This is a genomic window from Arthrobacter sp. R-11, from assembly GCF_049913155.1.
In the GTDB taxonomy this organism is placed as follows: Bacteria; Actinomycetota; Actinomycetes; order Actinomycetales; family Micrococcaceae; genus Arthrobacter.
On sequence record NZ_CP183979.1, the window covers coordinates 3,075,514 to 3,101,773 of the forward strand.

Genomic DNA, 26,260 nt, shown 5'->3' on the forward strand with positions numbered 1-26,260 from the left:
TCAGCTGTGGTATCGCGCCATTTCCTAAGACGGAACGCACGACGATCAGACCCTTTGCACAGGGCACCTCCCTAAATTCTAGATGCTGCGGCAATGGTTGGCCTAACGCCAGCCGGGCAGCGGGGCCAAAAGTGTCCGTCGTCACAGGCTCCGCCGCAGTTTGTTGCAGAACAGAAATCTCCGGGCCCTGTCATTTGGGATCCCGATGCCCCAGCATTGCAGTGAAGATCGCAGCAAGCCGCCAGGAGAACCACATGCGAACCCGAAGCGCCGCACTATTCGGCGCGGCCCCCCTGCTCGCCCTCGCCCTGGTCTGCTCCGGCTGCGCAGAGCCGTCCGGAAGGGAGACCACCGGAACAGGCAAGCGGACCGCCGTTCCCGTGGCCGCATCCGGCCAGCCCGTTGCCGCTCCGAAACCGGCGGCGGGACTTTCCGAGCCGGACCCGGCCAGCCTCCCGCCAGGCTCCGTGTACCGGAACCCGCGCAACAACCGCGACGAATTGGTCCTGGCCGACATCCGGCACACGGCCGTGCTCATCGGCGATTCACAGTCGGAACCGGAAGGCTCGTGGCCGCGGAGCGCCCTCGCCGCCCTCGGCTACACAGTGTTCTACGCAGGCAAGAGCGGGACCGGTTTCGTTGCAAGCAACAGCAGCACCGGCAACTACATCGATGCCTTGCAGAACGGTGACTGGCTGCTGCCCTACGGTTCCCCGCCGCTCATCGTGGTCCAGGGCGGCGGCAACGACGCCCGCCAAGGCGCGGACGACGCCCGGATCAAGGAGAACGCCGACCGGCTGCTCGCGGCCTTGCGGAGCCGTTACCCCGGCAGCCGCCTGCTAATGATCGGCACGCTCTCCCGCGGGGCCGGCAATGGTGGAGGGCGGCGCGCGGAAGTCGATGCCTTGCTGGGCCGGATCGCCGGCAGTGCCGATATTCCTTTCATCAGCGTCGGCGACTGGATTACCCGCTACGGCGTCGGAGGGGACCTCGTGGATGGCGTGCACCTCGCCGGGCCGGGGCACCGGAAACTCGCGGCGGTCCTTGCCCGGCGGCTCTCCGAGCTGGGCCTGGCGGCCGACGTCCCGGAGTCCTGAGTCCGCGCGGGCTGCCGGAAACGCACCGGAAACGGACGACGGCGACCTCCCGCCCTGCAGCGGAAGGCCGCCGTCGTCCTAGGCAGCGGAATCTATGCCGCTATGCGGCGCCCCTTCACTCGATACCTGCGGCGAGGAGCTGGGCACGCAGTTCGCGACGTTCCCGTTGCTTTTCCGGATCCGGAAGCGGCACGGCGGCAAGCAGCCGCTGGGTGTAGGCCTCCTGGGGGTTCCGGAGAATCTGGTCGCGGGTGCCCTGCTCGACAATCCGGCCGCGTTGCATCACACAGATCCGGTCGGCGAGCACATCGACCACCGCAAGGTCGTGGGTGACGAACAGGCAGGCGAAACCGAGCTCGCGCTGCAGGGCCTGGAACAGTTCCAGCACCTTGGCCTGGACCGAAACATCCAGGGCCGACGTCGGCTCGTCAGCGACCATGAGCTTGGGCTGCAGGGACAGCGCCCGGGCAATGCCGACGCGCTGCTTCTGGCCGCCGGAAAGCTCGTGCGGATAGCGGTTGCGGTAGCCGCGCGGCAGCTCCACCTGGTCAAGGAGCTTTTCGATCCGGCTCTGCAGGGCCGCCCCCTTGGCCACACCAGCCAGGAACATGGGCTCGCCGATGCTTTCGCCAATGGGCAGCCTCGGGTTCAGGGACGAAGACGGGTCCTGGAAGACCATGCCGATGTCCCGCCGGATCTTGTGGAGCTGCTTGCCGTTCCGTTTCGCGAACGAAATGTCCTGCCCGACGACGTGCATGCTGCCTTCCGCGACCGGCAAGAGCCCGACGGCGGCCCGGCCGATGGTGGTCTTGCCCGAGCCGGATTCACCCACAAGTCCGACAACCTCGCCCGGGTAAATCACCAGGTTTGCACCTTCGACCGCGCGGAACGCCGGGACCCGCCCCTGCTTGGGGTATTCGATGGCAACATCCCTCAGCTCAAGGACCGGTTCGCCTTTCGGCTTCGCGGCTTCCTCGGCCGCAGCCTTGAGTGCTTCCGCGTTCTCCCGTTCGCGGCGTGCCAGTTCCTCAGGGTCCACTGATTCGAGTTCGGAATGGGTGGCCGCGGCGAGAGCCGCCGTGACGTCCACATCGGCGGTGTCGGCGCCCTGGCCCAGGTGGGGAACGGCCGCCAGGAGCGCCTGCGTGTACTCGTGCTGCGGGTTGCTGAAGATCTGCTGGGCGGTGCCCGTTTCCACGATCACGCCCCTGCGCATGACGGCGATCCGGTCTGCGAGATCCGCCACCACTCCCATGTCGTGCGTGATCAGGATGATGGCACTGTCCAGTTTGTTGCGCAGATGCCGCATGAGGTCCAGGATTTCGGCCTGGACCGTGACATCCAGGGCCGTTGTGGGCTCATCGGCGATCAGCAGCTTCGGATCGCAGGACAGGGACTGCGCGATCATGGCGCGCTGGCGCTGGCCGCCGGACAGCTGGTGCGGATAGGACTTGAAGGCCTTCTCCGGGTCCGGAAGCTCGACGAGGTCCAGCATGTGCAGGGCCCGTTCCCTCGCTTCGTCCGGCGAGATTTCGTTGTGCAGCCGGAGCGTCTCCACGATCTGCGCGCCCACGGTGTACACCGGGTTGAGCGCCGTCATGGGTTCCTGGAAGATCACGGCGACATCCTTGCCGCGCACTTCGCGGATCCTGCCGGCGTCAGGACCGATCAGTTCCCGCCCGGAGAGCTTCACGCTGCCCCGTACCCGGCTGTTGCTCGGCAGCAGGCCCAGCAAGGCCATGGAGCTTGCGCTCTTGCCGGAGCCGGACTCGCCGACGATCGCCAGGACCTCGCCCGCCCGGACTTCGTAGTTCAGGCCGATGGCCGCGGGAACCCATTTCTTTTCCACGCCGAAGTCGACGCTGAGGTCCCGGACCTCCAGGACCATCGCCCCGGGAGCGGTCTTGTCCGAATCTGTTTCCAAGGGGATTGCCCCGGAGTTGTCAGTCATTGTTCTGGGTCTTCCCTTCCAGCCGGACAGTGCGCCGCAGGGTGATTAGTGCAGCGGCCCGGAATCCTGAATCATTGGGGGCATGAGCCGAGAGTCCCATGCCGGAAATACCGAAATCTTCACAGCGCGCAGCAGCCGGGTTTTCGCCGGAATCTGCTGGGGCACGGCGGCCATCGGAATTGCCGCCACCCTCGCCTCCGCGGGGCCGGCCGGCCTGCCGGGCACGGCTCCCCTGGTGTTCATCGCTTACATGGGCTGGCTGCTCTTCTGGCGACCCGCCGTCGTCGTGCGCGATGCCGGGGTGACGCTGGAGAACCCCTACCGCACCATCACCGTTCCGTGGGAAGCGCTCGCCACGGTGGACACCCGGTACGCCCTGACCCTGGTCACGCCGCACCGCAAGTACGCCGCCTGGGCCGCGCCCGCTCCGGGAATCTGGGGTGGACGGAACGCGCGCCCCGAGCACCTCAAGGGCCTTCCGGGAGGCAGCTACGGCCCGGCCCAGTCCGTCCGGCCCGGCGACCTGCGGAACACCGATTCCGGCGCGGCCGCCCTCATGGTGCGTTCCCGCTGGGAGCAACTGGTTGAAGCGGGACGGGTCGAAGCCGGACGCGCCGACATCACCCCCGTCGTGGTGGTCTTTGCCTGGCAGCGGATCGTGGTCACCCTGGTACTGGCGGCCGCGGGCGCTTGGGCGGTTTTCGTACTGTAGCTTCACGGATTCTGTCTTCACAGTGCCGCGCTCAGCTTTCCCCGGCATCGGCAGCGGAGCCGGATACCGTGCCTGCCGAGCCGCCCGTCGTGGCGGGGCCGGCCGCCGCGGGCGCCGGTGCCGTTTCGCTGGAATGGCGGCCGGTTTCCACGGCGTTCTTGGCCCGGAACTTCTTCTGCCGCGGATCGAAGGCGTCGCGCAGGCCATCACCGATGAAGTTGATGCTCAGGCAAATCGCCACGATGAACAGGCCGGGGTACCAGAACAGCCACGGACGCGTCGCAAACGCTTCCTGGTTCTGTGAGATGAGCAGGCCCAGGGAAGTGTCCGGGGACTTCACACCGACGCCCAGGTAGCTGAGCGCGGTTTCCAGGAGGATCGCCGCGGACATCGTGAGGGTCACGTTCACGATCAGCACGCCGACGGCGTTGGGCAGGATGTGCTTGAAGATGATCCTTGCGTTGCTGGCACCGGAAATCCGGGCGGCGTCCACGAACTCCCGCTCACGCAGTGTCAGGAATTCGCCGCGCACCAGGCGGGCCAGGCCGACCCAGCTGACCAGGCCGAGGAAGATGCCCAGGACCACGACACCGTTGCTCGCCGCAAAGCCGGCGAACCAACTGTCCGCGTCACGCCGGTTGGCCATCTGCGCCACGACAGCGGCCAGCAGGAGCACCGGAACGATGATGATGACGTCGGTGAGGCGCATCAGGATGGCTTCGGTCCAGCCGCGGAAATAGCCCGCAAGGCCACCCACGACGGCACCGATCAGGCCGGCGATGCCGCCGATGATCACCATGATGATGATCGACTGCTGTGCGCCGCGCATTGTCATCGCGAAGAGGTCGCGGCCGATGCGGTCCTGACCGAACGGGTGCTCACCCCAGGCCAGCGGCCAGAGGGACACGGAGGGCACGCCGTCGTTGACCAGCGGCGAAACATCGACGTGGTTGTACTTCCACCAGCCGGGAATGCCGGCGAAGCCCACCGAGGTGAAGGCCACGATGAAAATCACGGCAAAAACGGCCAGGCCAACCAGGGCGCCGCTGTGGCCGAAGAAGCGTTTGCGTACGATCTGGCCCTGGCTCAGGCCCTGGAATTCGGGAGCAGCCCCGGGAGCAGCCTCGTGGTGGGCCTGCTGGGCCAGGATGACTTCCTCTTGGGTTGGCTGGCTCATGCTTTGATCCTTACGCGCGGGTCGAGAGCGGAGTACGCGAGGTCCGCAATCAGGTTGAACACCATGGCGGTGATGGCCACGCACAGGAACACGCCCATCACCGGGTTGGGGTCGATGTGGGTGATGCCGTCCAGGAACAGGAAGCCCATGCCGTGCACCGAGAAGACGGACTCCGTGATGACGGCGCCACCGATCAGTGCGCCGATGTCAAAGGCCACGATGGTGGCCAGCGGAATCAGGGCGTTGCGGAAGGCATGGCCCATGATCACGGCCCGTTCGGACAGGCCCTTGGCGCGGGCGGTCCGGATGTAGTCCATGTTCATGATTTCCAGCATCGAAGAGCGCGTGAACCGGGTGTAGCTGGCAAGCGAGACGAGGATCAGTGCAATTGTCGGCAGGATCAGGTGGGTGAAGGTGTCAATGGTCAGGATCCAGTAGTCACCCTGCAGGTTGGGGGTACCCGCACCGATGGTGGCGATGGGACGCCCGCGCACGCGGCTGTTGTTGAAGTAGGCCGGCCAGGCCTGCATGAAGCGGTCCATAGTCACCAGGCCGCCCATCAGGAATGCGGTGATGCCCGCGGCGCGCATGGACTGGCCGCGGTCGTAGCCGCCCATGAGGTAGCCGACGCCGACGCCGACCAGTACCGTCGCGATCGCCAGCAGGAAGATCATCAGGCCGGTGGCCTGGTTCAGAAGCGGCTGGGCGGCGAACCAGGCAATCACGCCGAGGCCGACGACAATCAGGGATGACTGGAGTGCCTTGCGGTTCTTCAGGCCGGAAACCAGCGTGGTCACGGCGAAAGCCAGGCCGACACCGGCAATGGCGATCACAACGGGGCCGAGTCCTGGATTCTTGAACCACAAGGTGACGGAGAAGTACACCATCACGGCTGTAACCGCAGCGAACACCACGGCACCGGAGATCAGGCGGCGTTTAATCTCGCCGCCCACAGCCACCGCTACTACGACGCCAAACACAATCCCGGTGCCCAGGGAAACGGGCAAGGGTATTTCCGGGTTGCGGAGGAAGTTGTTGAAGCCGATGGCCCCGAACTCCTTCAGCAGGACGGCCACCCAGAAGATGGGCAGCGAGAAGAACAGGAAGGCCATGAAGGTCACCCCGTAGTCCAGGGCACTGTACTGACGAAGGGCGGTCACGATGCCCAGGGTGATGCCGATGAGGATGGCAAGCACCGTGGCGCCGGTGACCAGGGTCAGGGTCTGGACCAGGGCAATGCCGAGGGCTTCGGTGATGGGTTGCCCGGTGACGCTCTTGCCGAGGTCACAGCTGCCGGCGAAGGGGACGAGGCATTGGGCAGCCCCTCCCAGCCATTTGAAGTACCGCAGCGGGGCAGGGGTGTCCAGGTCGAGCAACTGGCTGCGCGCATCCATGAGTTGCTGTCTGTTGGGGGCATTGCTGGCACGGAGATCGGCTAGCGGATCACCTGACGACGCTGTCAGGAGATACACCAGGAATGATGCCCCGAGAAGAATGAGAGCGGCGGTTGCCAGTCGCCTTACGACGTAGCTCAGCATTTTTTGTAAGAACCTCAATATCCGGCCTGGGGTTGACCCTGGCCTGTCGCGGTGGCCGGCGGATTGCCCTTCGTTTTGCTGGAGGTGCCGCCTGCGCACTGCTTTGCTTGGCAGAAAGCGCCGGGACCATGTTTCGCGGTCCCGGCGCCTGCTGCATGTGGATTTCTAAGGAGCGGGCTTACTTACGGGCCCAGTCCCAAACGTTCCACCAGACGCCGGTCTGGTTCGGCATGGCGGTCACACCCGTGATCTGGTCCGAGTACGCCTTCACGTCCGGGGACTGGAACAGCGGCAGACCGTAGCTCGTGGCCCAGATTGCGGCATCGATCTTGGTCTGGAGCTCGTCCTGCTTTGCCTTGTCGGTGGTGACGATCAGTTCATCCATCAGCTTGTCGGCATCGGGATCCGACAGGCCGTTGAAGTTGGAACCACCTGCGGTCTTGAAGATCTGCGGAGTGCCGGTGACACCAACGCCCGAGTTGATCCAGCCGAAGATGGTTGCGTCGTAGGAGCCGTCACCCAGGTGCGCGCTCCAGTCAGCCTTGCCGAGGCCGCCGTCGACGATCTTGAAACCGGCCTTGGTGGCGGATTCGCGGATCAGCGAGAAGGCGTCAACACGGTTCGGGTTGTCCTTGTTGTACATGATGCGGATCGTCGGGGTCTTGCCGGCAAGGAGCTGCTTGGCCTTGTCGATGTTGACGTCCTGGTACGCGGAGGAGCCGTTGTTCTTGACCGAATCAGCGTACGCGGCCTGCGCCGGAACGAAGATCTGCGAGTCCAGCGGGGTTGCCTCCGGATCGATCTTCTTGATGATCTTGTCGACGATGTCCTTGCGCGGCACGGTCAGCATGAACGCAGTGCGCACATCCTTGTCGGCGAACGGGCCGGAGTAGTTCAGGTCGAGGTGGTCGTAGGACAGCTGCTTGCCTTGGAGCAGCTGAACGCCGTCGAGGGCCTTGATCTGTTCCACAGTGTCCGCCGAAGCCTGCGGGTTGATGATGTCGACTTCGCCGTTCTTCAGTGCCTGGACCTGGGCCGGGGCGCTGCCGATGGTGCGGACGACGATTTCGTCAGCGTGCGGAGTCGGTCCCCAGTTGTAGTCCTTGTTCCGAACGAGGGTCAGGGACTGCTCGGCGACGACGTCCTTCACGACGTACGGGCCGTTGGAGAGGAACAGGCTCGGGTCCGAAGGCAGGGTCTTGGAATCGAAGCCGGTGCTCCAGAAGTCCGCGACCTTCTTCAGCTGTGCGTTGACCGGCTTGGGTGCTGCCGGATCGCCGCGCTTGACGCTCTTGAAGAGGTCAACCAGTGCCTGTGCATCCTTCAGGCCCGCCTTCTGTGCGACAACGTGGGCGGGGATGTCGATGCCGCCGTTGCCCGCAAAGCCCAGTGCGAGTTCCCAGTCGGCGAAGGGCTTGGAGTACTTCAGGGTGATGCTTCGGTTGTCAGAGCCGATTTCCGGGAAATCCGTCAGGTGCAGACCCGAGGTGTCGGCCGCCGTGAGGAAGTAGGTGGTGCCGGTCTTCTTCTCAGCGTTCGCGTCGTCGTAGTAAGCGGAGCCGGAAGCCCAGGTCAGAAGCAGGTCTGCTGCACTGACCTGCGTCCCGTCGGACCATTTGACGCCCTCGTTGACGGTGTACTTGACCGTCAGCGGATCGTCGGAAAGCTTTTCATACTTGCCGAACTTCTCGTTCTTGACGATGTTCAGTTTGTCGTCGATGTACAGGAAGTTCGAGTGGGTGGCGTACCCGATGTGGCCGTTGACGTCGGAGTTTCCGTCCGCCGTACCAGAGTTGAAGCTGCTGAAACCGTTGGTTTCGGCAACACCGATGGTTCCGCCTTCTTGGGCCCCGCCAGACGTCGTGCTGGGGCTGCCGGTGTTTCCGGCGCAGGCGCTAAGTGCGAGCGTGGCGATTGCCAAGACCCCCACCGCTTGGGAAATACGTCCGAAACGCATTCCGCCTCCTCTTATTAGTGTGGAAAGCCGGCGTTGTTGACCCCGGCGGACAGGACGATACCCAGAGAGCAGCTGTGTCCCGTCTCACATGCTCAGAAGCCTAGTCTTCGTTACATGGCTTTGGAACGAAAGTGCCCTCTCAGAACCGGATGTTTATCGAACTGCAACAGTTGCTTCATTTCCATTTCATTCCGGGTAACGCCCCGACCACAAGCGACCAGTACCGCCGGATGTACACGGAAGCACCTGTGCTGGACGCCGAAGGCGACCCGGCAGCGAGAGTTACGAAAAGCTGCGGCCACTCGTCGTCGTCGTCGGAACCCGGGCGTTCAGCCAGTGAACCAGTTCAGCCAATGAGCCCGTTCAGCTCACCGTTTGCTCAAACGTCGGCGTGCTGATGGTGGCACCGTGTTCGGATCCCCATGCATCGGCAAGCGGATCATCGGAGAGAAAGCTGAGCGGATCTGCAAGCACCTGCTCGGTCAGCTTTCCGTCGAATGCGTACGCGTAGTATCTGATTCCCATTCGCCAAGCATCCCCGGACTGCGGGCAGCAGGTAACCGCCGCATTCGTGTATGTGGATAACCCGGCGGGTGCTTTGGCGACGGGAGCTCTTACCGTCCGAGCGCCGGGTGGAGATGTTCGCTTTCAATCGCAACCCGCGCCTGTTCCGCCGCTGCCTGAAGAGCCTCCGCAACCGGCGCACTGTCAAGGGTCGCCGCGAGGAAGCCGGCCATGAAGGCATCGCCCGCACCGTTCGTGTCGACGACCTTGGCAGGGACTGCGGCAACCTCGTGCCGTGTGCCGTCCGGTTCCAGAGCGACCGCACCTTCCGCTCCGCGGGTACAGACCGCCAATCGGGGTCCCTGGTCCAAGCAGAAGCGCATGAGTTCCCAGGGATCATCCGTACGGTCGTCGTTCATGAATACGGTGTCGGCTGCGCGCAGGAACGGTTCATGGAACGCCGACGATCCGTCGTAGTCATGAAGGTCAACCCAAAGGGGCGGGTGAGTTGGCGCCAGATTCTCCAGAACTCGCGCGCCAAGCTCGCTCAGGTCAATCACTGCGACGTCCGCCGCGGCAACTGCGCCCCGGACCGCCCCAAGCGCGCCGGCGGACGGAGCAGAGGGCACCGAAACGTACAGCGAAACCCGCCCGCCGCCGTCGGTCATGAGGTTGACGTGGCGCTCGGTCCGTTCACTGTCGACCGCCTCGACCAAGACACCGGCGCTGGCGAGCAGCCCGCGGAGCCGCCCGCCGTCGTCGTCCATTCCGAGGGGCGTCCATAACCGCACGTCGACGCCGAGCTCCGCAAGGTGCAGCGCCTTGCCCGCCGACGTACCTCCGGCGGTGTGCCAGGCCCTGCGGGCAAACTGCATGTGCGGCACGGGCTCCGGAAGGTGGTCCAGGACAATCAGGTGGTTCCACGAGGCGGGGCCGCAAACGACAACACGGAAGGAATCAGGCATGGTCTCATCCAACACCGTCCTGCCGGTGGGTCACCATCCCGGGACATGCCTAAATGTTCCGCTTCAGGCCTACGTGGGCAGTCCGATATCCGAGGCGGGTGTAGAAGGCCCGGGCCCGTTCCCGTGCCTCGTCCGTGGTCACCTGCGCCAGTTGTGCCCCCCGTGCACGCCCAAAATTGTGCGCCCACTCTAGCATCGCGGTGCCCAAGCCACGTGAACGTTCCGCGGCCGCAACCCGCAGCCCCTCGATCTGTAGTCGGGATGAACCACCCCGGGAAAGACCCGGAATGATGGTCAACTGCATCGTGGCGACGATGCGATCGGCGCCGTTGCGGACAACCCCCAGATAGTTGGAACTGTCGCGAACAACCACGTTGTAGGCCGCCTCGTATCGTTCCAGCTCAACGCACTCACGATCGGGTCCGAACTGATCATCAGACAGCAGGGCGGCGATGGCTGCAACGTCATCGCGACCCGCCCGTTCCAGCCTGAAGGTCCGGCCCGCCACGCGCAGCAGTCCTCGAACCGAGGATCTCGCATCTGCCTGCAAACGAGTGACCAGCAGATCGAGCCATCCGCCGACGTTGGCTCGAGCCTCAACGGTGTCGGGGTAACGGCATCTCAAGTGCAGGCCGGACTCGTCCAGGATGAACCAAAGCATCACGCCGTCGGTGTCGATTGACGCGCCCACATATTGGGCGTCGAGTCCGATGGAGTCGATTCGCACCGGCAGCCTGCGCAGGTCGAGCCAGGAGATCGCGAACATGCCAGGAGCCACGGGCATGCCGCCCCATGGGGCCAGCACGTCAGCGAGCGGCCAGGAGCCAAGCTGCACAGCTTCTTTTACCGCGGCCGCCGCAGCCCGCGGCTCGGCGACCGCCGACTCAAGTACCGAATTGGTAATGAACCAGCCCACTGAGTCATGCCAGACGTCGTCGAAGCGGCTGTGCACGGGAAAGACTGCTCGCAGCGGGGTTCCCGCCAACTCGCGGGTCACAGCAGTCATCGCAACAACAGCGAGTGCCAGCGTCGAGACACCGTCGTCGCGGGCCTGCGCAGCAAACGCGGCACCGTCGTCGAGATCGAACACATCGCGCACTTCTACACGTTCGCGCTGCGGAACGGGCGCACCCAAGGGCAGTGGAAACTGCGGCATCACGCCGCCGCTGTCCCCGATGATGTCTTCCCAGCGTTGACGGACGTGCTCCGGAGCCGCATTCCGATCCAGCAGTGCTTGCGTGTGTTCTTCGAATGCCGGCACTGGCCCGGGCAACAGTTCACGGCCCGCCTTCCCGGCATCGAGCGCCGAGAGGAGGTCGCGCGCGATCACCAGCATGGACCACATATCGACGTGGGCGTGGTCGGCCGCAATCACGACAGTGAGTCCGGCAGCAGTCTCCAATACGCACAGCCGGTGTGAGGGCTGTGCGTAAGGCGAACATGCGGCGTCGAGAATGTCCCGCACCGCGTCATTGACGGCCTGACCAGGAGAGATCTGATGCTCAACCCAGGTTCCCGGACCGATCTCGATTTCGTGAAGCTCCGGCTCACCATCCGCACCGGGCACGAATGCCGTGCGCAGTGTGCCATGACGGGCGACGACGGCCAGCCAGGCATCGGCAATTGACTCACGAGGGGTTGGGGTAGGCAGCCGGAAAGACAATGCCATCCAGGAGCCCGGGCGTTCGCCAGCCCCCACATGGAGCCGCTGGTCAAAGGACACCGGAAGGGGTCGCTTGGGCGCAGACGCAGTGACGTCGTAGCCCCAAAGTCGTCCGAACGGTAGGCGCAGGTGCGTGACGTTGGTCAGCCGCATGGCAGTATCCTAGTGCCCCGGTTAGCCTGAATACCCAACGCGGCCGCTCGACGTGACGCGGCCAGTCACGAAATGAGGAGCCTGATGCCCACTTTCGAGGTTCCCGGAGCCGAGCTTGCGGTTGCTTTGAGCGACGAAGGTGGACACCCTGTTGTCCAGTTGCATGGCCTTACCTCAAGCCGCGCGCGCGACCGGGTGCTCAACCTCGACCTCGGCCGGGGGCTTAGTGGAACTCGGCTGGTGCGGTATGACGCGCGAGGCCATGGCCGGTCGACGGGGCGGAAGGTCCCCGAGGACTATCAATGGCCGAGCCTGGCCGAGGATCTCCTGCGTCTGCTCGATCACTGGTTCCCGGGCGAACGGGTCCACGGAGTTGGTCCCTCCATGGGTGCAGCGACACTTCTTCACGCCGCATCCCGCGAGCCGGACCGCTTTACCGGGCTCACCCTTATGGTGCCGCCCACGGCATGGGAAACCCGAGCTGCACAGGCTGGGAACTACCGGGTTGCCGCGGAGCTTATCGAATCTGTCGGGGTCGAGGCATTCCTCGCCACCACCCGCGGAGCAACACTGCCACCGGCCACAATCGGTGCGCCGGAGACGGTGCCCGATGTTGCGGACGCACTCTTGCCCTCGTTGTTTCGAGGCGCGGCATTCAGCGATCTGCCTGCCCCTGAGGCCGTCGCACGAATCCACGCACCGACGACGATCCTGGCGTGGATCGATGATCCCGGCCACCCGCTGTCAACCGCGGAGTCCCTTGCCGCGCTGCTCCCCCAGGCAACACTGACGGTCGCCCGCACCCCCGAAGATGTCGAAACCTGGCCGGGTATCCTGAGCCAGGATGTCGCTGGTCGGGGCTAGGCAACTCGCCCGGCTTGCTGACAAGTGAAGCGGAACCCGGCTAGACGTTGAAGCGGAACTCCACCACGTCGCCGTCGGCCATGACGTAGTCCTTGCCTTCGATCCGGACCTTGCCGCGGGACTTGGCTTCGCTCATGGAACCGGCGTCCACCAGGTCGTGGAAGGAGACCACTTCGGCCTTGATGAAGCCACGCTGGAAGTCGCTGTGGATCACTCCGGCGGCCTGGGGCGCGGTGTCGCCCTGGTGGATAGTCCAGGCACGCGCTTCCTTGGGGCCAGCGGTGAGGTAGGTCTGCAGGCCAAGGGTGTGGAAGCCGACGCGGGCCAGCTGGTCGAGGCCGGATTCGTCCTGGCCGTTCATTTCCAGCATTTCGCGGGCTTCTTCTTCGTCGAGTTCGACGAGGTCCGCTTCGAGCTTGGCGTCAAGGAAGATGCAGTCGGCCGGAGCAACCATGGCACGGAGTTCTTCCTGCTTCTCCGGGCTGCCAAGGATGCCTTCGTCGGCGTTGAAGACATAGATGAAGGGCTTGGCCGTCAGGAGGCTGAGTTCCTTGAGGTGCTCAAGCTCGAGTTTGTCGCTCTTGACCGAGGAGAAGATGGTATCGCCGCGTTCGAGGACCACCTTGGCGGCCTCGATGGCCGCGAGTTCTGCGGACTCGCGCTTCTTCATCTTGACTTCTTTTTCGATCCGCGGGATGGCCTTTTCGATCGTCTGAAGATCGGCCAGGATCAGCTCAGTGTTGATGGTCTCCATGTCCGAGCTGGGATCCACCTTGCCGTCCACGTGCACCACATCGGGGTCATCGAACACGCGGACGACCTGGGCGATGGCTTCGGCCTCGCGGATGTTGGCAAGGAACTGGTTGCCCAGGCCTTCACCTTCGGAAGCGCCCTTGACGATGCCAGCGATGTCCACGAACGACACGGTCGCCGGCAGGAGCCGCTGCGAGCCGAAGATATCGGCGAGCTGCTGGAGCCGGGGATCGGGCAGGCTCACGACGCCGACGTTCGGTTCGATCGTTGCGAACGGGTAGTTCGCCGCGAGGACCTGGTTGCGGGTCAGTGCGTTGAAGAGGGTTGATTTGCCGACGTTGGGCAGTCCGACGATGCCAATAGTAAGAGCCACGAGCATTGATTCTACCTGTTGCGCGGGCTGCCATGCGTTGCCGTTCCGCGCCCTGGAAACGCCGATCCCAAAAATGTCAGAGCCTTCTGCCAAGGTGGGGACATGGATGGATTTGTAGTCTTGTTGGCGTTGTTCATGCTGCTGCTCGGGGCGGCTCTCGGCCTGGCCGGTGGGTTCGTTGCCTTCCGGCGCCGCAGTGCGGCGTTGGAAGCGGATTTCGACGGCGTCTCCGCCCGTCTGGCGGAAGTCTCCGCCAACTATGCGGCCGCCGACGCCGAACGAAACCTTCTGCTTGCGCAGAACCGTGAGCTCGGGGCGGCACGGAACCAGGACGGCAATGTACTGCGCGCCTTGGGGCCGGTGGCGGAGAAGCTCTCGGCAGTCCAGCAGCAGGTCTCCCTGCTCGAACGGGATCGGCTGGAACAGTACGGCCAGTTGGCCCAGCAACTGCAGGAAGCACGCCAGTCGGATGAACAGCTCCTTCGTTCCACCCATGCCCTGGCCTCGGCACTGCGCTCCAACAGCGCGCGAGGGCAATGGGGGGAGGTCCAGCTGCGGCGGGTCGTGGAGGCCGCGGGCATGCTCCGGCACGTCGACTTCCAGGAGCAGTTCCACGCCGTGTCCGGCGACTCCTCGCTGCGGCCCGACCTGGTGGTTCAGCTCCCTGGCGGCAAGCAGCTGGTGGTTGACGCCAAAGTACCTTTGGCTGCCTACCTGGCGGCGCAGGAAGCCGGATCGTCCGGCACGCAAAGCGGCAACGGTATCCAAAGCGGCAACGGTGCGGCGCAGGGCGCCAGTGAGCTGCTGGCGGCACACGCCAAGGCCCTGAAGTCCCATGTTGATTCACTGAGTTCCAAGAAGTACTGGGACATTCCCGGCAACTCCCCGGAGCTTGTGGTTTGCTTCCTGCCGGCGGAATCGATTCTTGCCGCAGCGTTGGAAGCGGATCCTGCCCTGCTGGACCACGCTTTGTCCCGCAACGTGGTGCTCGCCTCCCCCGGCACGCTGCTGGCGGTGCTGAAGTCGGTGGCCTTCACCTGGCGGCAGGATGTGCTGACGGACAATGCCCGGCAGCTGTTTGAACTCGCGCAGCAGCTCTACGACCGCATGGGCACCCTGGGTGAGAACGTCGGCCGCCTGGGCAGTTCCCTGAAGACATCCGTGGACCGCTACAACGCGTTGGTCGGGACGCTGGAGGCAAGGGTGCTACCCACAGCGCGGAAGCTCAACGCCATGGACACGGACGGCCTGGCGGTACCGGCCGCCGTCGAGGTGGTTCCGCGGGCCCTCGCTGCGCCCGAGCTCCGTGAAACCCGCGAACTCAGGGAAAGCGATGAGCTCCGGGAAAGCAACGACGAATCCGCAGCCTAGGCGGGCCCGCAGTCTAGGAGTTGGAGCGGTTCCCGCGCCCGCCGAGGGCGCGGGAGACATCCCCGGCAGACTTGAGTGTGGCGCGCAGTTCCTTCGGCAGGGAGAAAAGAAGGTCCTCCTCGGCCGTGACGACTTCCTCCACGGCGCCATACCCGTACTCGGCAAGCAGGCGGAGGACGTCCTGGACGAGGACCTCGGGAACGGACGCACCCGAGGTGACGCCGACCGTGGCCACGCCTTCGAACCAGGTTTCGTCCACCTCGTTGGCGAAGTCCACGCGGTGTGACGCCTTGGCACCGTACTCGAGCGCGACCTCCACGAGGCGCACCGAGTTGGAGGAGTTCGCCGAACCCACCACGATCACCAGGTCGGCTTGCGGAGCGATTTTCTTGATGGCCACCTGGCGGTTGGTGGTGGCGTAGCAGATGTCGTCGCTGGGCGGATCCTGCAGCGTCGGGAAACGTTCCTTGAGCAGCCGCACGGTTTCCATGGTCTCGTCCACGCTCAAGGTGGTCTGGGACAGCCAGATGGTCTTGTCCGGGTTGCGGACCGTGACCTGGTCCACCTCGTGCGGGCCGTTGATGATCTGGATGTGGTCCGGGGCCTCCCCTGCGGTGCCTTCCACTTCCTCGTGGCCGTCGTGGCCGATCAGCAGGATGTCGTAGTCCTCCTTGGCAAAACGCACGGCTTCGCGGTGGACCTTGGTGACGAGGGGGCAGGTTGCATCGATGGTGCGCAGGCCGCGGTCTTCGGCGGACTGCACGACGGCGGGAGACACACCGTGGGCGGAGAAAATCACCAGGGCACCCTCTGGCACCTCGTCGGTTTCGTCGACGAAGATCGCGCCCTTTTCCTCGAGCGAGGTAACCACGTGCACGTTGTGCACGATCTGCTTGCGGACATAGACGGGCGGTCCGTAGTGCTCCAGGGCCTTCTCGACGGCGATGACGGCACGGTCGACGCCGGCGCAGTAGCCGCGCGGTGCGGCAAGGAGGACGCGCTTGGACCCGGAAACGGGGGCGGCAGCCAGCACTTCTTCCGGGGACCTCCGCCGGCGCGGAATGGTGGGCATCGGTACGGACACTGCGGAGCTGCTCATCCCTCCATGCTACCGGGAGCGCGCGGAGGGTCCGGCAGAGTCCGGGTCACCCGGCAGCCCGGACGGCAGCGTTCCTTCTGCGGCGCAGGATCAGGCCGAGGACGCCCGCGAAGAACAGCGCTCCTCCGGTCAACGCCGTCGCGGCGACCCATGGGGCAAAGCCGGCAACCGACGCGGCAATGAGTTCGCGGGCAAAGAGGGCGCCCATGGCGCTCTCCCCCAGCCCGGCACTGGCGAGTCCGCTGAACAGTACTGCGGAAGCCTGCCAGACACCCGCAAGCACCGCCAGGCCGAGACCCGTGCACACGAGCACCACAGATCGGCGGCGGGCCGCCAGTACCGCCAAGGCCAGGGTCATCACTGCTCCCAGGCCCGCCGGCCACCACAGCGGGGTGTAGGCAGCCAGCCTGTCCACCACCTGCCGCTGGGAGGGGCCGCCGATGCCCACCACTGCGGTGTCCGGCACTGCGAGCTGTGCACCGGTGGCGGCGCGCAGCTTGTCGCCGAGAAGGCGCACGAACGGTCCAAGGTCGAGCACCAAGGATGTTTCCGTGGCGGCGTCCCCGGAGGCCGGATGCGCGGACCGTGCGGAATCATCGGCCGAGGGAACCGCCGTTTCTGCGAAATTCAGGCGATGGCTCCTGCGGACCGTCTCGTTCCAGGCCTGCGGGTATTCCGGCCAGCTGCTCATATGCTGCGCCGCGTCCTTGAGCAGGGACGCCCCGAGCTTCTCGGCAGGAGCCGGCAGATCAAGCCGGGCCTCGAGGTTGCTGACGGCAATTCCGGCAAGCCGCGCCTGGAACGCCGGATCTTTCCCCAGCCGGTCCGTCAGCTGCACGAAACCGTCTTCGCGGACGATGTTGCGTTCGGTCCATGCCGCCGGGACGGCGAATCCAGTCAATAGGAGGGCAAGTATCACTGCGAGTGCAGAGACAAAGGTACGCAAGGGGAATTCCTCGGGTCGGGGCCAACTGCCATCCTACGGGTGAATGTCACTGCTGCCTGCAAGGGTATAGATAGAGTTGAAAAGCACAGCGGAGCACCCCGCCGTTGCAGGCAATCAAGTAAGCCGCCACGCAATCAGAGCAGCTAGGACGGAACCCATGCATCAGTCGTCGCCCGGCCGTGGATCCGCCCATGGCTGCTGAGGACACGGGAGCCACTTTCCCGGGCGGCGGCGCGCCCGGGGATGCCCAGGATGCCGAGGCGCAGCCGGCTGCTTCGACCCTGCCGGCAACGGCCGCCGAGACAAGTCCGAACCATCCGTGGCCGCTGCATCTGTTGTCCCGGAAGCTGAAGGCGCATATCGAGCGGGCTCCCGCCGTCTGGATCGAAGCACAGATCATCGAGCTCAACCGCCGCGGCGGCAGCGCGTTTGCCACGCTCCGGGACACGGACGCCGAGATCTCGCTGCCGGCGTCGCTGTGGTCGAACGTGCTTGACCGCCAGAAGACGCCGCTGGAGCGCGGCTCCCGCGTCGTGGCCCTGGTGAAGCCCGAGTTCTGGATGAAGACCGGCCGCCTGAACATGTCGGTCCGGGACATCCGTCCTGTCGGGCTGGGTGATCTCCTTGCCAGGATCGAGCGGCTGCGCCAGGCCCTGGCCGCCGAAGGACTCTTCGCCGACGCCAGGAAGAAGCCGCTGCCCCTCCTTCCCCATCGCATCGGACTCATCACCGGACGGGACTCGGACGCCAAGAAGGACGTGCTGCGCAACGCCGCCCTGCGCTGGCCCGCCGTCGAGTTCGATGTCCGCGAGGTGGCCGTGCAGGGAAACACCGCAGTGGGCCAGGTCCTCGCCGCGCTCCGGGCGCTCGACGCAGATCCGCACATTGATGTCATCGTGATTGCGCGCGGCGGCGGCGCCCTGGAGGACCTGCTGCCGTTCAGCAACGAAGAGCTCATCCGCGCCGTGTCCGCGGCCGCCACCCCCGTGGTCAGCGCGATCGGGCATGAAGCCGACCGGCCGATCCTCGACGACGTCGCGGACCTCCGCGCATCGACCCCCACCGATGCAGCGAAACGGGTCGTTCCCGACGTGTCCGAGGAACTGGCGAAGGTGCGGGTTGCCCGCGACCACCTCAACCGCTCTATCCTCAGGCTGCTTGACCGGGAAAGTGACCGGCTCCACGCCCTGCGATCCCGGCCGGTGATGGCCTCGCCGGAAGTGATGGTGACCGCGCGGGAAGAGGACATCACCAGGCTGCGGAGGCACGCGCACACCGCGGTGAGCTCCGCCGTCGTCCGCGCTCTGGACCAGGTCCACCACCTCAGGGCACGGGTACGGGCGCTCTCCCCGCAAAAGACCCTGGACCGCGGCTACGCGGTGGTCCAGGTGGCCGGACCCGACGGCCTGGGCCGTGACGTCGTCAGGAGTCCCGGGCAGGCACCCCACGGCACGCCGTTGACCGTCCGGGTGGCGGAAGGCCGCTTCGCCGCGGTCGCCGACGGCAGCCAGCCGGCCGCCCCGTCCGAGGCAACAGAACTACCCGCAATTGAGAGAGGATCCCGATGAGCGCAGAGAACCGCTCCACAGAGAACCACACCGGCGGCGCCGGCCAGGAAGCGGGTGCAACGGCCCCGGATGCCCTGGGCTACGAAGAAGCCCGCGAGCAGCTTGCCGCCGTGGTGGCCAGGCTGGAAGCCGGTGGTGCGAGCCTTGAGGAATCCCTCGCCCTCTGGGAACGCGGCGAGGCCCTGGCCAAGCAGTGCGAGGAGTGGCTGGAAGGTGCGCGGCGGCGGCTTGCCAGCGCCAAGGAAGCCAACAACAGCGGCGAGGACAACTAGGACACAACAGCCAGGAAGCAGATCAGGACGCGGCGACTCGTTCGCGTTCCGCGGCGACATCAAACTCTGCCGCAGGCCATTGCAGGGACAGCCGCTCGAGCGCCGTGATCAGCAGCCCCTGGACGGCGATCCTGGCGAACCATTTCCTGTTCGCCGGAACCACGTGCCAAGGCGCGACAGTGGTGGACGTCTTGTCGAAGACCTTCTGGAAGGCGTCCATGTAGGCGTCCCAGTGGGCACGTTCGGCGAGGTCGTCGGGGCTGTATTTCCAATGCTTCGCAGGATCGTCGAGGCGCGCGAGCAACCGTTTTTTCTGCTCGTCCCGGCTGATGTGCAGCATGACCTTGACGATTGCCGTTCCCTCGTCAGCGAGACGGGCCTCGAAGTCGTTGATGGCTGCGTACCGCCGCTCGAGCTCGGCTTCGTCGGCCCAGCCGTGGACCCGGTGGATCAGCACGTCCTCATAGTGTGAACGGTCGAAGACCCCGACCATGCCGGCACCCGGGACCGCCTTCTCGACCCGCCAAAGGAAATCGTGCGACTTTTCCTCGTCCGTGGGGGCCTTGAAGGCGGTGAGCTTCACTCCTTGTGGATCCATGGCCGCCACCACGTGGCCCACAATGCCGCCCTTGCCCGCAGTGTCCATGGCCTGCAGGATCAGCAGCACCCGCTTGCTGCTGCCGAACCTTCCCTCGGCAAAGAGCATTTCCTGCAGTTCGTTGAGGCGGCTGTCCTGGGCGGCCAGCAGTGCCGCGCCATCGGTCTTGGCACCCGGGTAGCCGGGCGTCGATTCCGGATCAACTGAGGACAGCAGGAACCCCGGCGCGATCGCCAGGGTTCCTGCCGGGTCCTGTTCGAATTCCAGTGCGCTGGATTTCCCTCCACCGGCCACAGGTGCCCCCTGAGTTCAGGCCGCCCTGCCGGCGGCGTGTCCCAACAGGCTAATTGCCCGGGTAGCGCCCGAGGAAGTCCGCCATGCGGCCGATGGCTTCTTCGATGTCCTTGACGTTGGGCAGCGTGACCATCCGGAAGTGGTCGGGGCGGACCCAGTTGAACGCCCGGCCATGGGAGACCAGGATCTTCTGTTCCTTCAGCAGGTCCAGGACGAACTTCTCGTCATCGCGGATGTGGTAGACCTCCGGGTCCAGCTTCGGGAAGAGGTACAGGGCGCCCTTGGCCTGCTGGGTGCTCACACCGGGGATGGCATTAAGCAGCTCGTAGGCCTTGTTGCGCTGTTCGAGCAGCCGGCCGCCGGGAAGGATGAGGTCGTTGATGCTCTGGTAACCGCCGAGCGCGGTCTGGATGGCGTGCTGCGCAGGAACGTTGGCGCACAGCCGCATGTTGGCCAGGAGGTTGATGCCTTCGAGGTAGTCGGCTGCTTCCTTCTTGGGTCCGGAAATGGCCATCCAGCCTGCACGGTAGCCACAGACCCGGTAGGCCTTGGAAAGTCCGCTGAACGTCAGGCACAGGACGTCATCGCCGGTCAGCCCGGCAAGGTTCACGTGCACGGCGTCCTCGTACAGGATCTTTTCGTAGATTTCGTCGGCGAAGAGCACCAGGCCGTGCTTCTCCGCCAGGGCCACGATCTTGCGGAGGGTTTCCTCCGGGTAGACGGCGCCCGTGGGGTTGTTCGGGTTGATGACCACGATGCCCTTGGTGCGCGGCGTGATCTTGGATTCCAGGTCGTCCAGGTCCGGCTGCCAGCCCGATTCCTCGTCGCACAGGTAGTGCACGGGGCGGCCGCCGGCCAGGGACACGGAGGCGGTCCAGAGCGGGTAGTCCGGCGAAGGAATGAGGACCTCGTCGCCGTCTTCGAGCAGCGCCATGAGGGACATGGTGATGAGTTCGCTGACGCCGTTGCCGAGGTAGATGTCATCGACATGGATGTTCTGGATGCCGCGGGTCTGGTAGTACTGCGAGACGGCCGTGCGGGCGGAGAAAATGCCGCGGGAATCGCTGTAGCCCTGGGCGTTCGGCAGGTGGCGGATCATGTCCACCAGGATCGCGTCCGGCGCTTCAAAGCCAAAGGGCGCCGGGTTTCCGATGTTCAGTTTGAGGATGCGGTGCCCCTCTGCCTCCATTTGCTGGGCGGCCTGAAGAATCGGTCCACGGATGTCGTAAAGGACATTATGAAGCTTGGTGGACTGCTTGAATTCTGCCATCCATCAAATATGCCACACCGGTGATGGACTTCCCGTGAGAGGTGCCTCACAGAAGCACGACGACGGCGGGCGGCCATAACAGGGGCCGCCCGCCGCCGTCGACGTCCTTGACAGGGAGCCGGTGGGGACTACTTGGTGAGCCCCTTTTCCTTCAGCCAGGCTGCCGCGGCATCCTTCGGGTTCTGCTTCTGGTCACCGCTGACCGCCCGGTTGAGGTTGATGAGGTCCTCCGTAGTGAGTGCCTTGGATACTGCGTTCAGCGCATCCTTGGCCTTGTCCGTCATCTTGGCCTTGTTGTAGAGGGGAAGCACTTGCTGGGCCTTGAAGTTGTTCTTCGGGTCCTCGAGCACAACGAGGTCGTTGTCCTGGATGGACGGCGTGGTGGTGTAGATGTCCGCCACCTGCACCTCATCGGTCAGGAGCGCCTGGAGGGTGAGGTTGCCGCCGCCGTCGCTGAAGGGCTTCAGGCCCTTGAGCACGCAGTTGTAGTTGGCCTTCAGCCCCGGGAACCCGTAGGCGCGGGTTTCGAAGGTTGCCGGCGCAGCCATCGTGAGGTCCTTGCACACCTTGGCCAGGTCCGTGATGGACTTCAGCTGGTACTTCTCGGCCGTGGCCTTGGTGACGACCATGGCGTCCTTGTCCTCGGCCTTGGCAGCGTCGAGCACGCCCAGGCCTTGGGGAAGCTTGCCGGGGAGCGCCTTGTAGACGTCGTCCGCGGAGACTTCGGGCGCGTTGGCGTCCAGGTAGGACAGCAGGTTTCCGGAATAGTCCGGGGCGAGGTCGATCGAGCCATCCTGGACGGCCTTGAAGTAGATCTCCCGGGAACCGATGTTCGGCTTGGTGGTGGCCGTGACCCCCGCCGCGTTGAGCGCCCCCGCATAGATTTCGGCGATGATCTGGCTTTCGGGGAAGTCCGCCGAGCCGACCACCAGCGGCCCGCCGCCGCCCGAGGACGCGCTGATACTTGGGGTGGACAGCGGACTGCCGCCGCAGGCACTCAGTGCAAAGGCAAGGCCGACGCCGGCCGCCAGGCCGCCCAGCCCGCGACGGGTGAGCGTGCGGGCCTGGGATGCGAAGGTGGTGCTGTTCTTCATGGGGTTCCTCCTTGAAGGTCAGGGCCGGACGGGGCCGCCGCTGCGAGGTCTCCGGCAGGCCTGCGGCCGCCGCGGGAATCGGTGGACAGCCCCGGGGAGAGGATCATCCTCTGCACGGCGGCCAGTATGAGGTCGACGGCGATTGCCAGTGCCGCGATGAGCAGGGACCCGCCGAGCATCCGGGGGAAGTCCTGGAGGACCAGGCCATCAAAAAGGTAGCGCCCCAGCCCGCCGAGTGGAAGATAGGCGACCACCGAGACGGTGGCGATGACCTGCAGCACGGCTGTCCGGACACCCCCGGCCAGGACCGGCAGTCCGTTGGGGAGCTCAACCCGGAACAGGATCTGCAGTTCGGTCATTCCCAGCGCCCGGGCTCCGTCCACCACCGCGCGGTCCACGCTGGAGATGCCGGCGTAGCTGCCGGCCAGCAGCGGCGGAACGGTCAGGATAACCAACGCCCACACCGGAGGCATCAGCCCGCTGCCTGCCAGCAAGGCGAAGAGGACCAGCAGGCCCAGGGTGGGAAGGGCCCGCAAGGCACCGGCGACGGCGACTGCGACAACCCGGCCCCGGCCGGTGTGGCCGATGAACATCCCCAGGGGCACGGCGATGGCGGCAGCTATGGCGAGGACGAGGGCTGAATACTGCAGGTGTTCGAAAAGGCGGACGGCAATGCCCCCGCTGCCGCTCCAGTTGGCCGGGGATGCGAGCCAGGCGAAGGTGTTGGAAAAGATGTCCATCAGCCTGCCCCCTCACGGATCCAAGTGGCGGCCATCGCCCGGGCACCGTTTCCCGCTGCCGGTTTCGCGGCGGCGCGGGTCCACGGGGTGAGTGCCCGTTCCAGCAGGACCAGCAGCGTCTCCATGAAGAGCGCCAGGACCAGGATCCCCAGGATGCCCACCACCACTTCGGTGATGAAGGTGCGCTGCAGGCCATCGGTGAAGAGCACACCGAGGTTTCCCACCCCGAGCAGCGCAGCCACGCTCACGAGGGATATGTTGCTGACCGATACCACCCGAAGCCCGGCGAACAGCACTGGCAGGGAGAGAGGGATGTCAATCTTCAGGAACCGTGCCAACGAGGTGAAGCCCATGGCCGTTGCCGCCAAGCGCAGTTCCTCGTCCACGGAGTCGAACGCGTCCATAGCTGCCCGGACCAGGAGTGCCACGGCGTAGATGGTCAGCGCAACGACCACGTTGACCGGATCCAGGATCCGGGTGCCCAGCACGGGCGGCAGGATGATGAACAGGGCCAGGGAAGGGATCGTGTACAGGAGGGAACTGGCCGTGGTCACCACCGTGCGAAACGCCGGCCTCCCCCGGGCAATCTGGGCCAGGGGCACGGAAATGGCCAGGCCCAGGACCATCGGAACCACTGCGAGCACGAAATGCTGGCCGGCCAGTCCGAACACGGTGCCGCTGTTGGCCAGGAACCATTCCATCAGACCGGTTCCTCCCGCTGCCGCCGGCTTTCTTCGATCAGTGCCAGGATTTCCTCCGCCTTGAGGACCCCCGCGAGCCGCCCGTCACCGTCCACCGCCACGCCCAGGCCCGACGGCGAGGACAGGGTTGCGTCGAGGGCGCGGCGGAGGCTGTCCCCGGGACGGAAGAGCGAACCACCGGGAACCAGCCCGCCGTCGTCGCGCGGCGACGCCCAGCCCAAAGGGTGGGAATCGTCGTCGAGCACCAAGGCCCATTCGCTGTTGCCGCCGGCCGCAGCTGCGGAATCGACAGTCTTGGCCGGATGCAGCGGGACCGACTCTGCCGGATTGAAGGACAGCCGCCGGAATCCGCGGTCACGGCCCACGAAGGATGCCACGAAATCGTTGGCCGGGGCACGCAGGATTTCCTCCGGCGCGGCGTACTGGGCAAGCTTGCCGCCGACGGCGAAGACCGCGACCTTGTCGCCAAGCACGGTGGCCTCGTCGATGTCGTGGGTGACGAAGACGATCGTCTTGGCAAGCTCGCGCTGCAGCCGCAGGAGTTCCTGCTGCAGTTCGTCGCGGACCACCGGGTCGACGGCGCTGAACGGCTCGTCCATCAGCAGCACGGGAGGGTCGGCGGCGAGCGCCCGGGCAACCCCGACCCGCTGCTGCTGACCGCCGGACAGCTGGGACGGATACCGTCGGCCGAGCGCGGCGGCCAGCCCGACGACGTCGAGCAGTTCCGCCGCGCGCCGGCGGGCCTCCGCTTTGGGAACGCCGTTAAGCCGAGGCACCGTGGCGATATTGTCCAGCACGGTGCGGTGCGGCATGAGGCCGGCCGACTGCATGACATACCCCATGGAGCGGCGCAGCTTGGCCGCCGGTTCAGCCGAGACGTCCCGGCCCGCCACGGTGATGGTCCCGGATGTGGGTTCCACCATCCGGTTGATCATCCGCAGGGACGTGGTCTTGCCGCAGCCGGAAGGCCCCACCAGGACAGTGATGGCGCCCTTGTCGATCGACATGCTCAAGTTGTCCACGGCAGGCTGGCCGCCCTGATACCGCTTGGTGACGCTCTGGAACTCAATCATGGCTTCAGCCATTTCCGGGCTTACCTCGCTGTCGGCGAATCAGTGGAGCAGTCGGGCGGGCATTCAAGACGATGGTGGATTCAGCCTAGTCACCGCCTTTGGCGATGTCAGCCACGGCGCCGGGTCCGTAAGGGATCGGCAAGATTCAGCCGGTTTTCCGGTTCCGTCCCTTGCCCCGCAGCTCACCTCCCTCGTGGCGGTACCGCTCGGCAGCGCGCTGGCTCAGCCCCGCCCGAACGATGTTCTGGTGCCATTCGCGCTGGTAGGCGCGCCGGGCCGCGGCGTCCTGCTTCCGGGCGAGCGCGGCGAGCTCGTTCTGGAGTTTGCGGTAGCTTTCCCAGTGGCGCAGTTCCACCCGGCCGTCGGCGAGCGCCGCCTGCACCGCGCAGCCGGGTTCGCGGTCGTGGGCGCAGTCAGCGAAACGGCACAGTCCGAAGAGCTCCTCGAGGTCGGCGAACATCTCCTGCAGGCCGTTCTCCGCATCGAAGAGGCCGAAGCCGCGCACGCCCGGGGTGTCCATCAGGACCGCTCCGCCGGGCAGGGGAACGAGCTCACGGGAAGTGGTGGTGTGCCGACCCTTTCCGTCGCCGGCTCGGACCCGCCCTGTTTCCTGGACATCCCGGCCCGCCAGCGCGTTGATAAGGCTGGACTTCCCGGCACCGGAAGGCCCCAGCAGCGCCACCGTGCCTCCCGCCGGGATATGCAGCATGAGTTCGTCGAGGCCGTCGCTTTGTTCGGCGGAGGTGGTGACCACCTCCACTCCGGCGGCGTGCAGCATGACTTGCCCGACGACGTCGTCCGCCAGCTCAGCGAGGTCCGCCTTGGTGATAATCACCAGCGGGGTGGCACCGGAATCCCATGCCGCGACGAGGGTGCGTTCGAGGCGGTTGGGACTCAGCGGCCGGTCCATCGGGACCACGACGCCGACGACGTCGATGTTGGCCCCGAGGACCTGTTCTTCAATGGACGCTGCCAGGGCCCGCTTGCGGCCCAGCGAGGTGCGCCGCGGCAGGACCTCGACGACTGCGGGTTCCCCCGCCCGGTTGCGGCCGAGCCACACCCAGTCGCCGGTGACCGGCGCGGGGCCGTGGCTGGGATAGGGCAGGTGGCTCAGCCCGGACGGACCGGCGACGAGGACCCGGTTGCGGTCGAGCCGGACCACCCGGCCCGCCGTTTCGTCGCCGCGGACTTCGTCATGGTCCGACGGCGGGTGGGCACGGAAGTACTCCCCGGTTTCCGGGGTGAAGCCGTAGTCGGCCGGCCCCTCAAGAATGGTGTTTGGTGTTGCAGGACCCTCTGCGGGCCCGAAGGTGGTTTTCAATGTTCAGCCTCTGGAGAGGCCCGGCCACCGGTGCGGCAGCGTGAAGGAATTGCCGCCTAATACAGGGCGGAGGCCGGGGCAGGAATGATGATGTGCTGTGCGCGCGGGGCGCGCGAAGATTCGGCAATCATTGCTTCCACCTCCTCGGCATTAGGCCGGCGGACCACTGCGATAGTTCGTCAGGGGCCGGCGGTTCGACCAGCTTA

The 26,260-nt window shown here is 65.7% G+C and carries 23 protein-coding genes; 6 read left to right on the plus strand and 17 right to left on the minus strand.

From position 1 onward, the window contains the following. Positions 1 to 254 precede the first annotated feature (254 nt). Positions 255 to 1,097: an SGNH/GDSL hydrolase family protein gene (locus ACN9M4_RS13890; RefSeq protein ID WP_426298823.1), complete on the plus strand. Its 843-nt coding sequence runs from the start codon at positions 255 to 257 to the stop codon at positions 1,095 to 1,097. A 115-nt stretch (positions 1,098 to 1,212) separates the two neighbouring features. Here the strand turns inward: ACN9M4_RS13890 and ACN9M4_RS13895 are convergent, their stop codons facing one another. After that, positions 1,213 to 3,048 carry an ABC transporter ATP-binding protein gene (locus ACN9M4_RS13895; protein ID WP_426298825.1) on the minus strand — a complete coding sequence of 612 codons (1,836 nt, stop codon included), beginning with the start codon at positions 3,046 to 3,048 and terminating at the stop codon, positions 1,213 to 1,215. An 82-nt stretch (positions 3,049 to 3,130) separates the two neighbouring features. On the opposite strand from ACN9M4_RS13895, the gene ACN9M4_RS13900 reads away from it, so the two are divergent. Then, entirely contained in the window at positions 3,131 to 3,760 is a 630-nt protein-coding gene (locus ACN9M4_RS13900; protein WP_426298827.1) for a PH domain-containing protein, read from the plus strand. 31 nt (positions 3,761 to 3,791) lie between these two features. Here the strand turns inward: ACN9M4_RS13900 and ACN9M4_RS13905 are convergent, their stop codons facing one another. The 6 genes from ACN9M4_RS13905 to ACN9M4_RS13930 form a co-directional block, all read right to left on the minus strand. Beyond that, positions 3,792 to 4,937, minus strand: a complete 1,146-nt coding sequence (locus ACN9M4_RS13905) for an ABC transporter permease (protein ID WP_426298829.1) — start codon at positions 4,935 to 4,937, stop codon at positions 3,792 to 3,794. Further along, positions 4,934 to 6,475, minus strand: coding sequence for an ABC transporter permease (locus ACN9M4_RS13910; RefSeq protein WP_426298831.1), 1,542 nt, complete (start codon positions 6,473 to 6,475; stop codon positions 4,934 to 4,936). The genes ACN9M4_RS13905 and ACN9M4_RS13910 overlap by 4 nt, the downstream gene beginning before the upstream one ends. A gap of 178 nt (positions 6,476 to 6,653) precedes the next feature. Further along, on the minus strand, positions 6,654 to 8,432 hold the full coding sequence (locus ACN9M4_RS13915) for an ABC transporter family substrate-binding protein (RefSeq protein WP_426298833.1): 1,779 nt from the start codon (positions 8,430 to 8,432) through the stop codon (positions 6,654 to 6,656). 363 nt (positions 8,433 to 8,795) lie between these two features. Beyond that, complete coding sequence (locus ACN9M4_RS13920; RefSeq protein ID WP_426298835.1) at positions 8,796 to 8,957, minus strand: hypothetical protein; 162 nt, start codon at positions 8,955 to 8,957, stop codon at positions 8,796 to 8,798. Between the two features lie 89 nt (positions 8,958 to 9,046). After that, a complete protein-coding gene (locus tag ACN9M4_RS13925) occupies positions 9,047 to 9,901 on the minus strand; it encodes a carbohydrate kinase family protein (RefSeq protein WP_426298837.1) in 855 nt (284 codons plus the stop codon). Between the two features lie 49 nt (positions 9,902 to 9,950). Further along, entirely contained in the window at positions 9,951 to 11,717 is a 1,767-nt protein-coding gene (locus ACN9M4_RS13930) for a GNAT family N-acetyltransferase (RefSeq protein WP_426298839.1), read from the minus strand. Between the two features lie 84 nt (positions 11,718 to 11,801). On the opposite strand from ACN9M4_RS13930, the gene ACN9M4_RS13935 reads away from it, so the two are divergent. Continuing rightward, positions 11,802 to 12,581: an alpha/beta fold hydrolase gene (locus ACN9M4_RS13935; RefSeq protein ID WP_426298841.1), complete on the plus strand. Its 780-nt coding sequence runs from the start codon at positions 11,802 to 11,804 to the stop codon at positions 12,579 to 12,581. A gap of 40 nt (positions 12,582 to 12,621) precedes the next feature. Here the strand turns inward: ACN9M4_RS13935 and ychF are convergent, their stop codons facing one another. Beyond that, positions 12,622 to 13,707: a redox-regulated ATPase YchF gene (gene ychF / locus ACN9M4_RS13940; RefSeq protein WP_426298843.1), complete on the minus strand. Its 1,086-nt coding sequence runs from the start codon at positions 13,705 to 13,707 to the stop codon at positions 12,622 to 12,624. Positions 13,708 to 13,809: 102 nt separating this feature from the next. On the opposite strand from ychF, the gene ACN9M4_RS13945 reads away from it, so the two are divergent. Next, on the plus strand, positions 13,810 to 15,078 hold the full coding sequence (locus tag ACN9M4_RS13945; RefSeq protein ID WP_426298845.1) for a DNA recombination protein RmuC: 1,269 nt from the start codon (positions 13,810 to 13,812) through the stop codon (positions 15,076 to 15,078). A gap of 13 nt (positions 15,079 to 15,091) precedes the next feature. Here ACN9M4_RS13945 and ACN9M4_RS13950 read toward each other — a convergent pair whose 3' ends face one another. Next, on the minus strand, positions 15,092 to 16,177 hold the full coding sequence (locus ACN9M4_RS13950) for a 4-hydroxy-3-methylbut-2-enyl diphosphate reductase (protein WP_426298847.1): 1,086 nt from the start codon (positions 16,175 to 16,177) through the stop codon (positions 15,092 to 15,094). A gap of 46 nt (positions 16,178 to 16,223) precedes the next feature. Next, on the minus strand, positions 16,224 to 17,078 hold the full coding sequence (locus tag ACN9M4_RS13955; RefSeq protein ID WP_426298849.1) for a hypothetical protein: 855 nt from the start codon (positions 17,076 to 17,078) through the stop codon (positions 16,224 to 16,226). Between the two features lie 236 nt (positions 17,079 to 17,314). Between ACN9M4_RS13955 and xseA the strand changes: the two genes are divergently transcribed. Together xseA and ACN9M4_RS13965 are read left to right on the plus strand one after the other, a co-directional pair. Next, positions 17,315 to 18,691, plus strand: coding sequence for an exodeoxyribonuclease VII large subunit (gene xseA, locus ACN9M4_RS13960; RefSeq protein ID WP_426298851.1), 1,377 nt, complete (start codon positions 17,315 to 17,317; stop codon positions 18,689 to 18,691). Continuing rightward, a complete protein-coding gene (locus ACN9M4_RS13965) occupies positions 18,688 to 18,963 on the plus strand; it encodes an exodeoxyribonuclease VII small subunit (RefSeq protein WP_426298853.1) in 276 nt (91 codons plus the stop codon). The genes xseA and ACN9M4_RS13965 overlap by 4 nt, the downstream gene beginning before the upstream one ends. A 22-nt stretch (positions 18,964 to 18,985) precedes the next feature. On the opposite strand, the gene ACN9M4_RS13970 is transcribed toward ACN9M4_RS13965, so the two are convergent. The 7 genes from ACN9M4_RS13970 to rsgA all read right to left on the minus strand — a co-directional run bounded on the left by ACN9M4_RS13970 (position 18,986) and on the right by rsgA (position 26,054). Then, the gene (locus ACN9M4_RS13970) at positions 18,986 to 19,855 is read right to left on the minus strand and encodes a polyphosphate kinase 2 family protein (RefSeq protein WP_426298855.1); all 870 of its coding nucleotides are present in this window, start codon (positions 19,853 to 19,855) and stop codon (positions 18,986 to 18,988) included. A 49-nt stretch (positions 19,856 to 19,904) separates the two neighbouring features. Beyond that, positions 19,905 to 21,125 (minus strand): pyridoxal phosphate-dependent aminotransferase, encoded by a 1,221-nt coding sequence (locus ACN9M4_RS13975; protein WP_426298857.1) that lies wholly within the window; start codon positions 21,123 to 21,125, stop codon positions 19,905 to 19,907. Positions 21,126 to 21,253: 128 nt separating this feature from the next. Then, on the minus strand, positions 21,254 to 22,219 hold the full coding sequence (locus ACN9M4_RS13980; protein WP_426298859.1) for an ABC transporter substrate-binding protein: 966 nt from the start codon (positions 22,217 to 22,219) through the stop codon (positions 21,254 to 21,256). Continuing rightward, positions 22,216 to 22,959, minus strand: coding sequence for an ABC transporter permease (locus tag ACN9M4_RS13985; protein ID WP_426298861.1), 744 nt, complete (start codon positions 22,957 to 22,959; stop codon positions 22,216 to 22,218). Before ACN9M4_RS13985 ends, ACN9M4_RS13980 begins: the two co-directional genes overlap by 4 nt. Then, positions 22,959 to 23,660, minus strand: coding sequence for an ABC transporter permease (locus tag ACN9M4_RS13990; RefSeq protein ID WP_426298863.1), 702 nt, complete (start codon positions 23,658 to 23,660; stop codon positions 22,959 to 22,961). Before ACN9M4_RS13990 ends, ACN9M4_RS13985 begins: the two co-directional genes overlap by 1 nt. Beyond that, on the minus strand, positions 23,660 to 24,745 hold the full coding sequence (locus tag ACN9M4_RS13995; RefSeq protein ID WP_426298865.1) for an ABC transporter ATP-binding protein: 1,086 nt from the start codon (positions 24,743 to 24,745) through the stop codon (positions 23,660 to 23,662). The genes ACN9M4_RS13990 and ACN9M4_RS13995 overlap by 1 nt, the downstream gene beginning before the upstream one ends. A gap of 133 nt (positions 24,746 to 24,878) precedes the next feature. Continuing rightward, positions 24,879 to 26,054, minus strand: a complete 1,176-nt coding sequence (gene rsgA, locus ACN9M4_RS14000) for a ribosome small subunit-dependent GTPase A (RefSeq protein ID WP_426298867.1) — start codon at positions 26,052 to 26,054, stop codon at positions 24,879 to 24,881. Between the last annotated feature and the right edge of the window lie 206 nt (positions 26,055 to 26,260).

Coding starts and splice junctions, on each gene's coding strand:
- ACN9M4_RS13890 (WP_426298823.1), top strand. CDS start 255: ATGCGAACCCGAAGCGCCGCACTATTCGGCGCGGCCCCCCTGCTCGCC.
- ACN9M4_RS13895 (WP_426298825.1), bottom strand. CDS start 3,048: ATGACTGACAACTCCGGGGCAATCCCCTTGGAAACAGATTCGGACAAG.
- ACN9M4_RS13900 (WP_426298827.1), top strand. CDS start 3,131: ATGAGCCGAGAGTCCCATGCCGGAAATACCGAAATCTTCACAGCGCGC.
- ACN9M4_RS13905 (WP_426298829.1), bottom strand. CDS start 4,937: ATGAGCCAGCCAACCCAAGAGGAAGTCATCCTGGCCCAGCAGGCCCAC.
- ACN9M4_RS13910 (WP_426298831.1), bottom strand. CDS start 6,475: ATGCTGAGCTACGTCGTAAGGCGACTGGCAACCGCCGCTCTCATTCTT.
- ACN9M4_RS13915 (WP_426298833.1), bottom strand. CDS start 8,432: ATGCGTTTCGGACGTATTTCCCAAGCGGTGGGGGTCTTGGCAATCGCC.
- ACN9M4_RS13920 (WP_426298835.1), bottom strand. CDS start 8,957: ATGGGAATCAGATACTACGCGTACGCATTCGACGGAAAGCTGACCGAG.
- ACN9M4_RS13925 (WP_426298837.1), bottom strand. CDS start 9,901: ATGCCTGATTCCTTCCGTGTTGTCGTTTGCGGCCCCGCCTCGTGGAAC.
- ACN9M4_RS13930 (WP_426298839.1), bottom strand. CDS start 11,717: ATGCGGCTGACCAACGTCACGCACCTGCGCCTACCGTTCGGACGACTT.
- ACN9M4_RS13935 (WP_426298841.1), top strand. CDS start 11,802: ATGCCCACTTTCGAGGTTCCCGGAGCCGAGCTTGCGGTTGCTTTGAGC.
- ACN9M4_RS13945 (WP_426298845.1), top strand. CDS start 13,810: ATGGATGGATTTGTAGTCTTGTTGGCGTTGTTCATGCTGCTGCTCGGG.
- ACN9M4_RS13950 (WP_426298847.1), bottom strand. CDS start 16,177: ATGAGCAGCTCCGCAGTGTCCGTACCGATGCCCACCATTCCGCGCCGG.
- xseA (WP_426298851.1), top strand. CDS start 17,315: ATGGCTGCTGAGGACACGGGAGCCACTTTCCCGGGCGGCGGCGCGCCC.
- ACN9M4_RS13965 (WP_426298853.1), top strand. CDS start 18,688: ATGAGCGCAGAGAACCGCTCCACAGAGAACCACACCGGCGGCGCCGGC.
- ACN9M4_RS13975 (WP_426298857.1), bottom strand. CDS start 21,125: ATGGCAGAATTCAAGCAGTCCACCAAGCTTCATAATGTCCTTTACGAC.
- ACN9M4_RS13980 (WP_426298859.1), bottom strand. CDS start 22,219: ATGAAGAACAGCACCACCTTCGCATCCCAGGCCCGCACGCTCACCCGT.
- ACN9M4_RS13985 (WP_426298861.1), bottom strand. CDS start 22,959: ATGGACATCTTTTCCAACACCTTCGCCTGGCTCGCATCCCCGGCCAAC.
- ACN9M4_RS13990 (WP_426298863.1), bottom strand. CDS start 23,660: ATGGAATGGTTCCTGGCCAACAGCGGCACCGTGTTCGGACTGGCCGGC.
- ACN9M4_RS13995 (WP_426298865.1), bottom strand. CDS start 24,745: ATGGCTGAAGCCATGATTGAGTTCCAGAGCGTCACCAAGCGGTATCAG.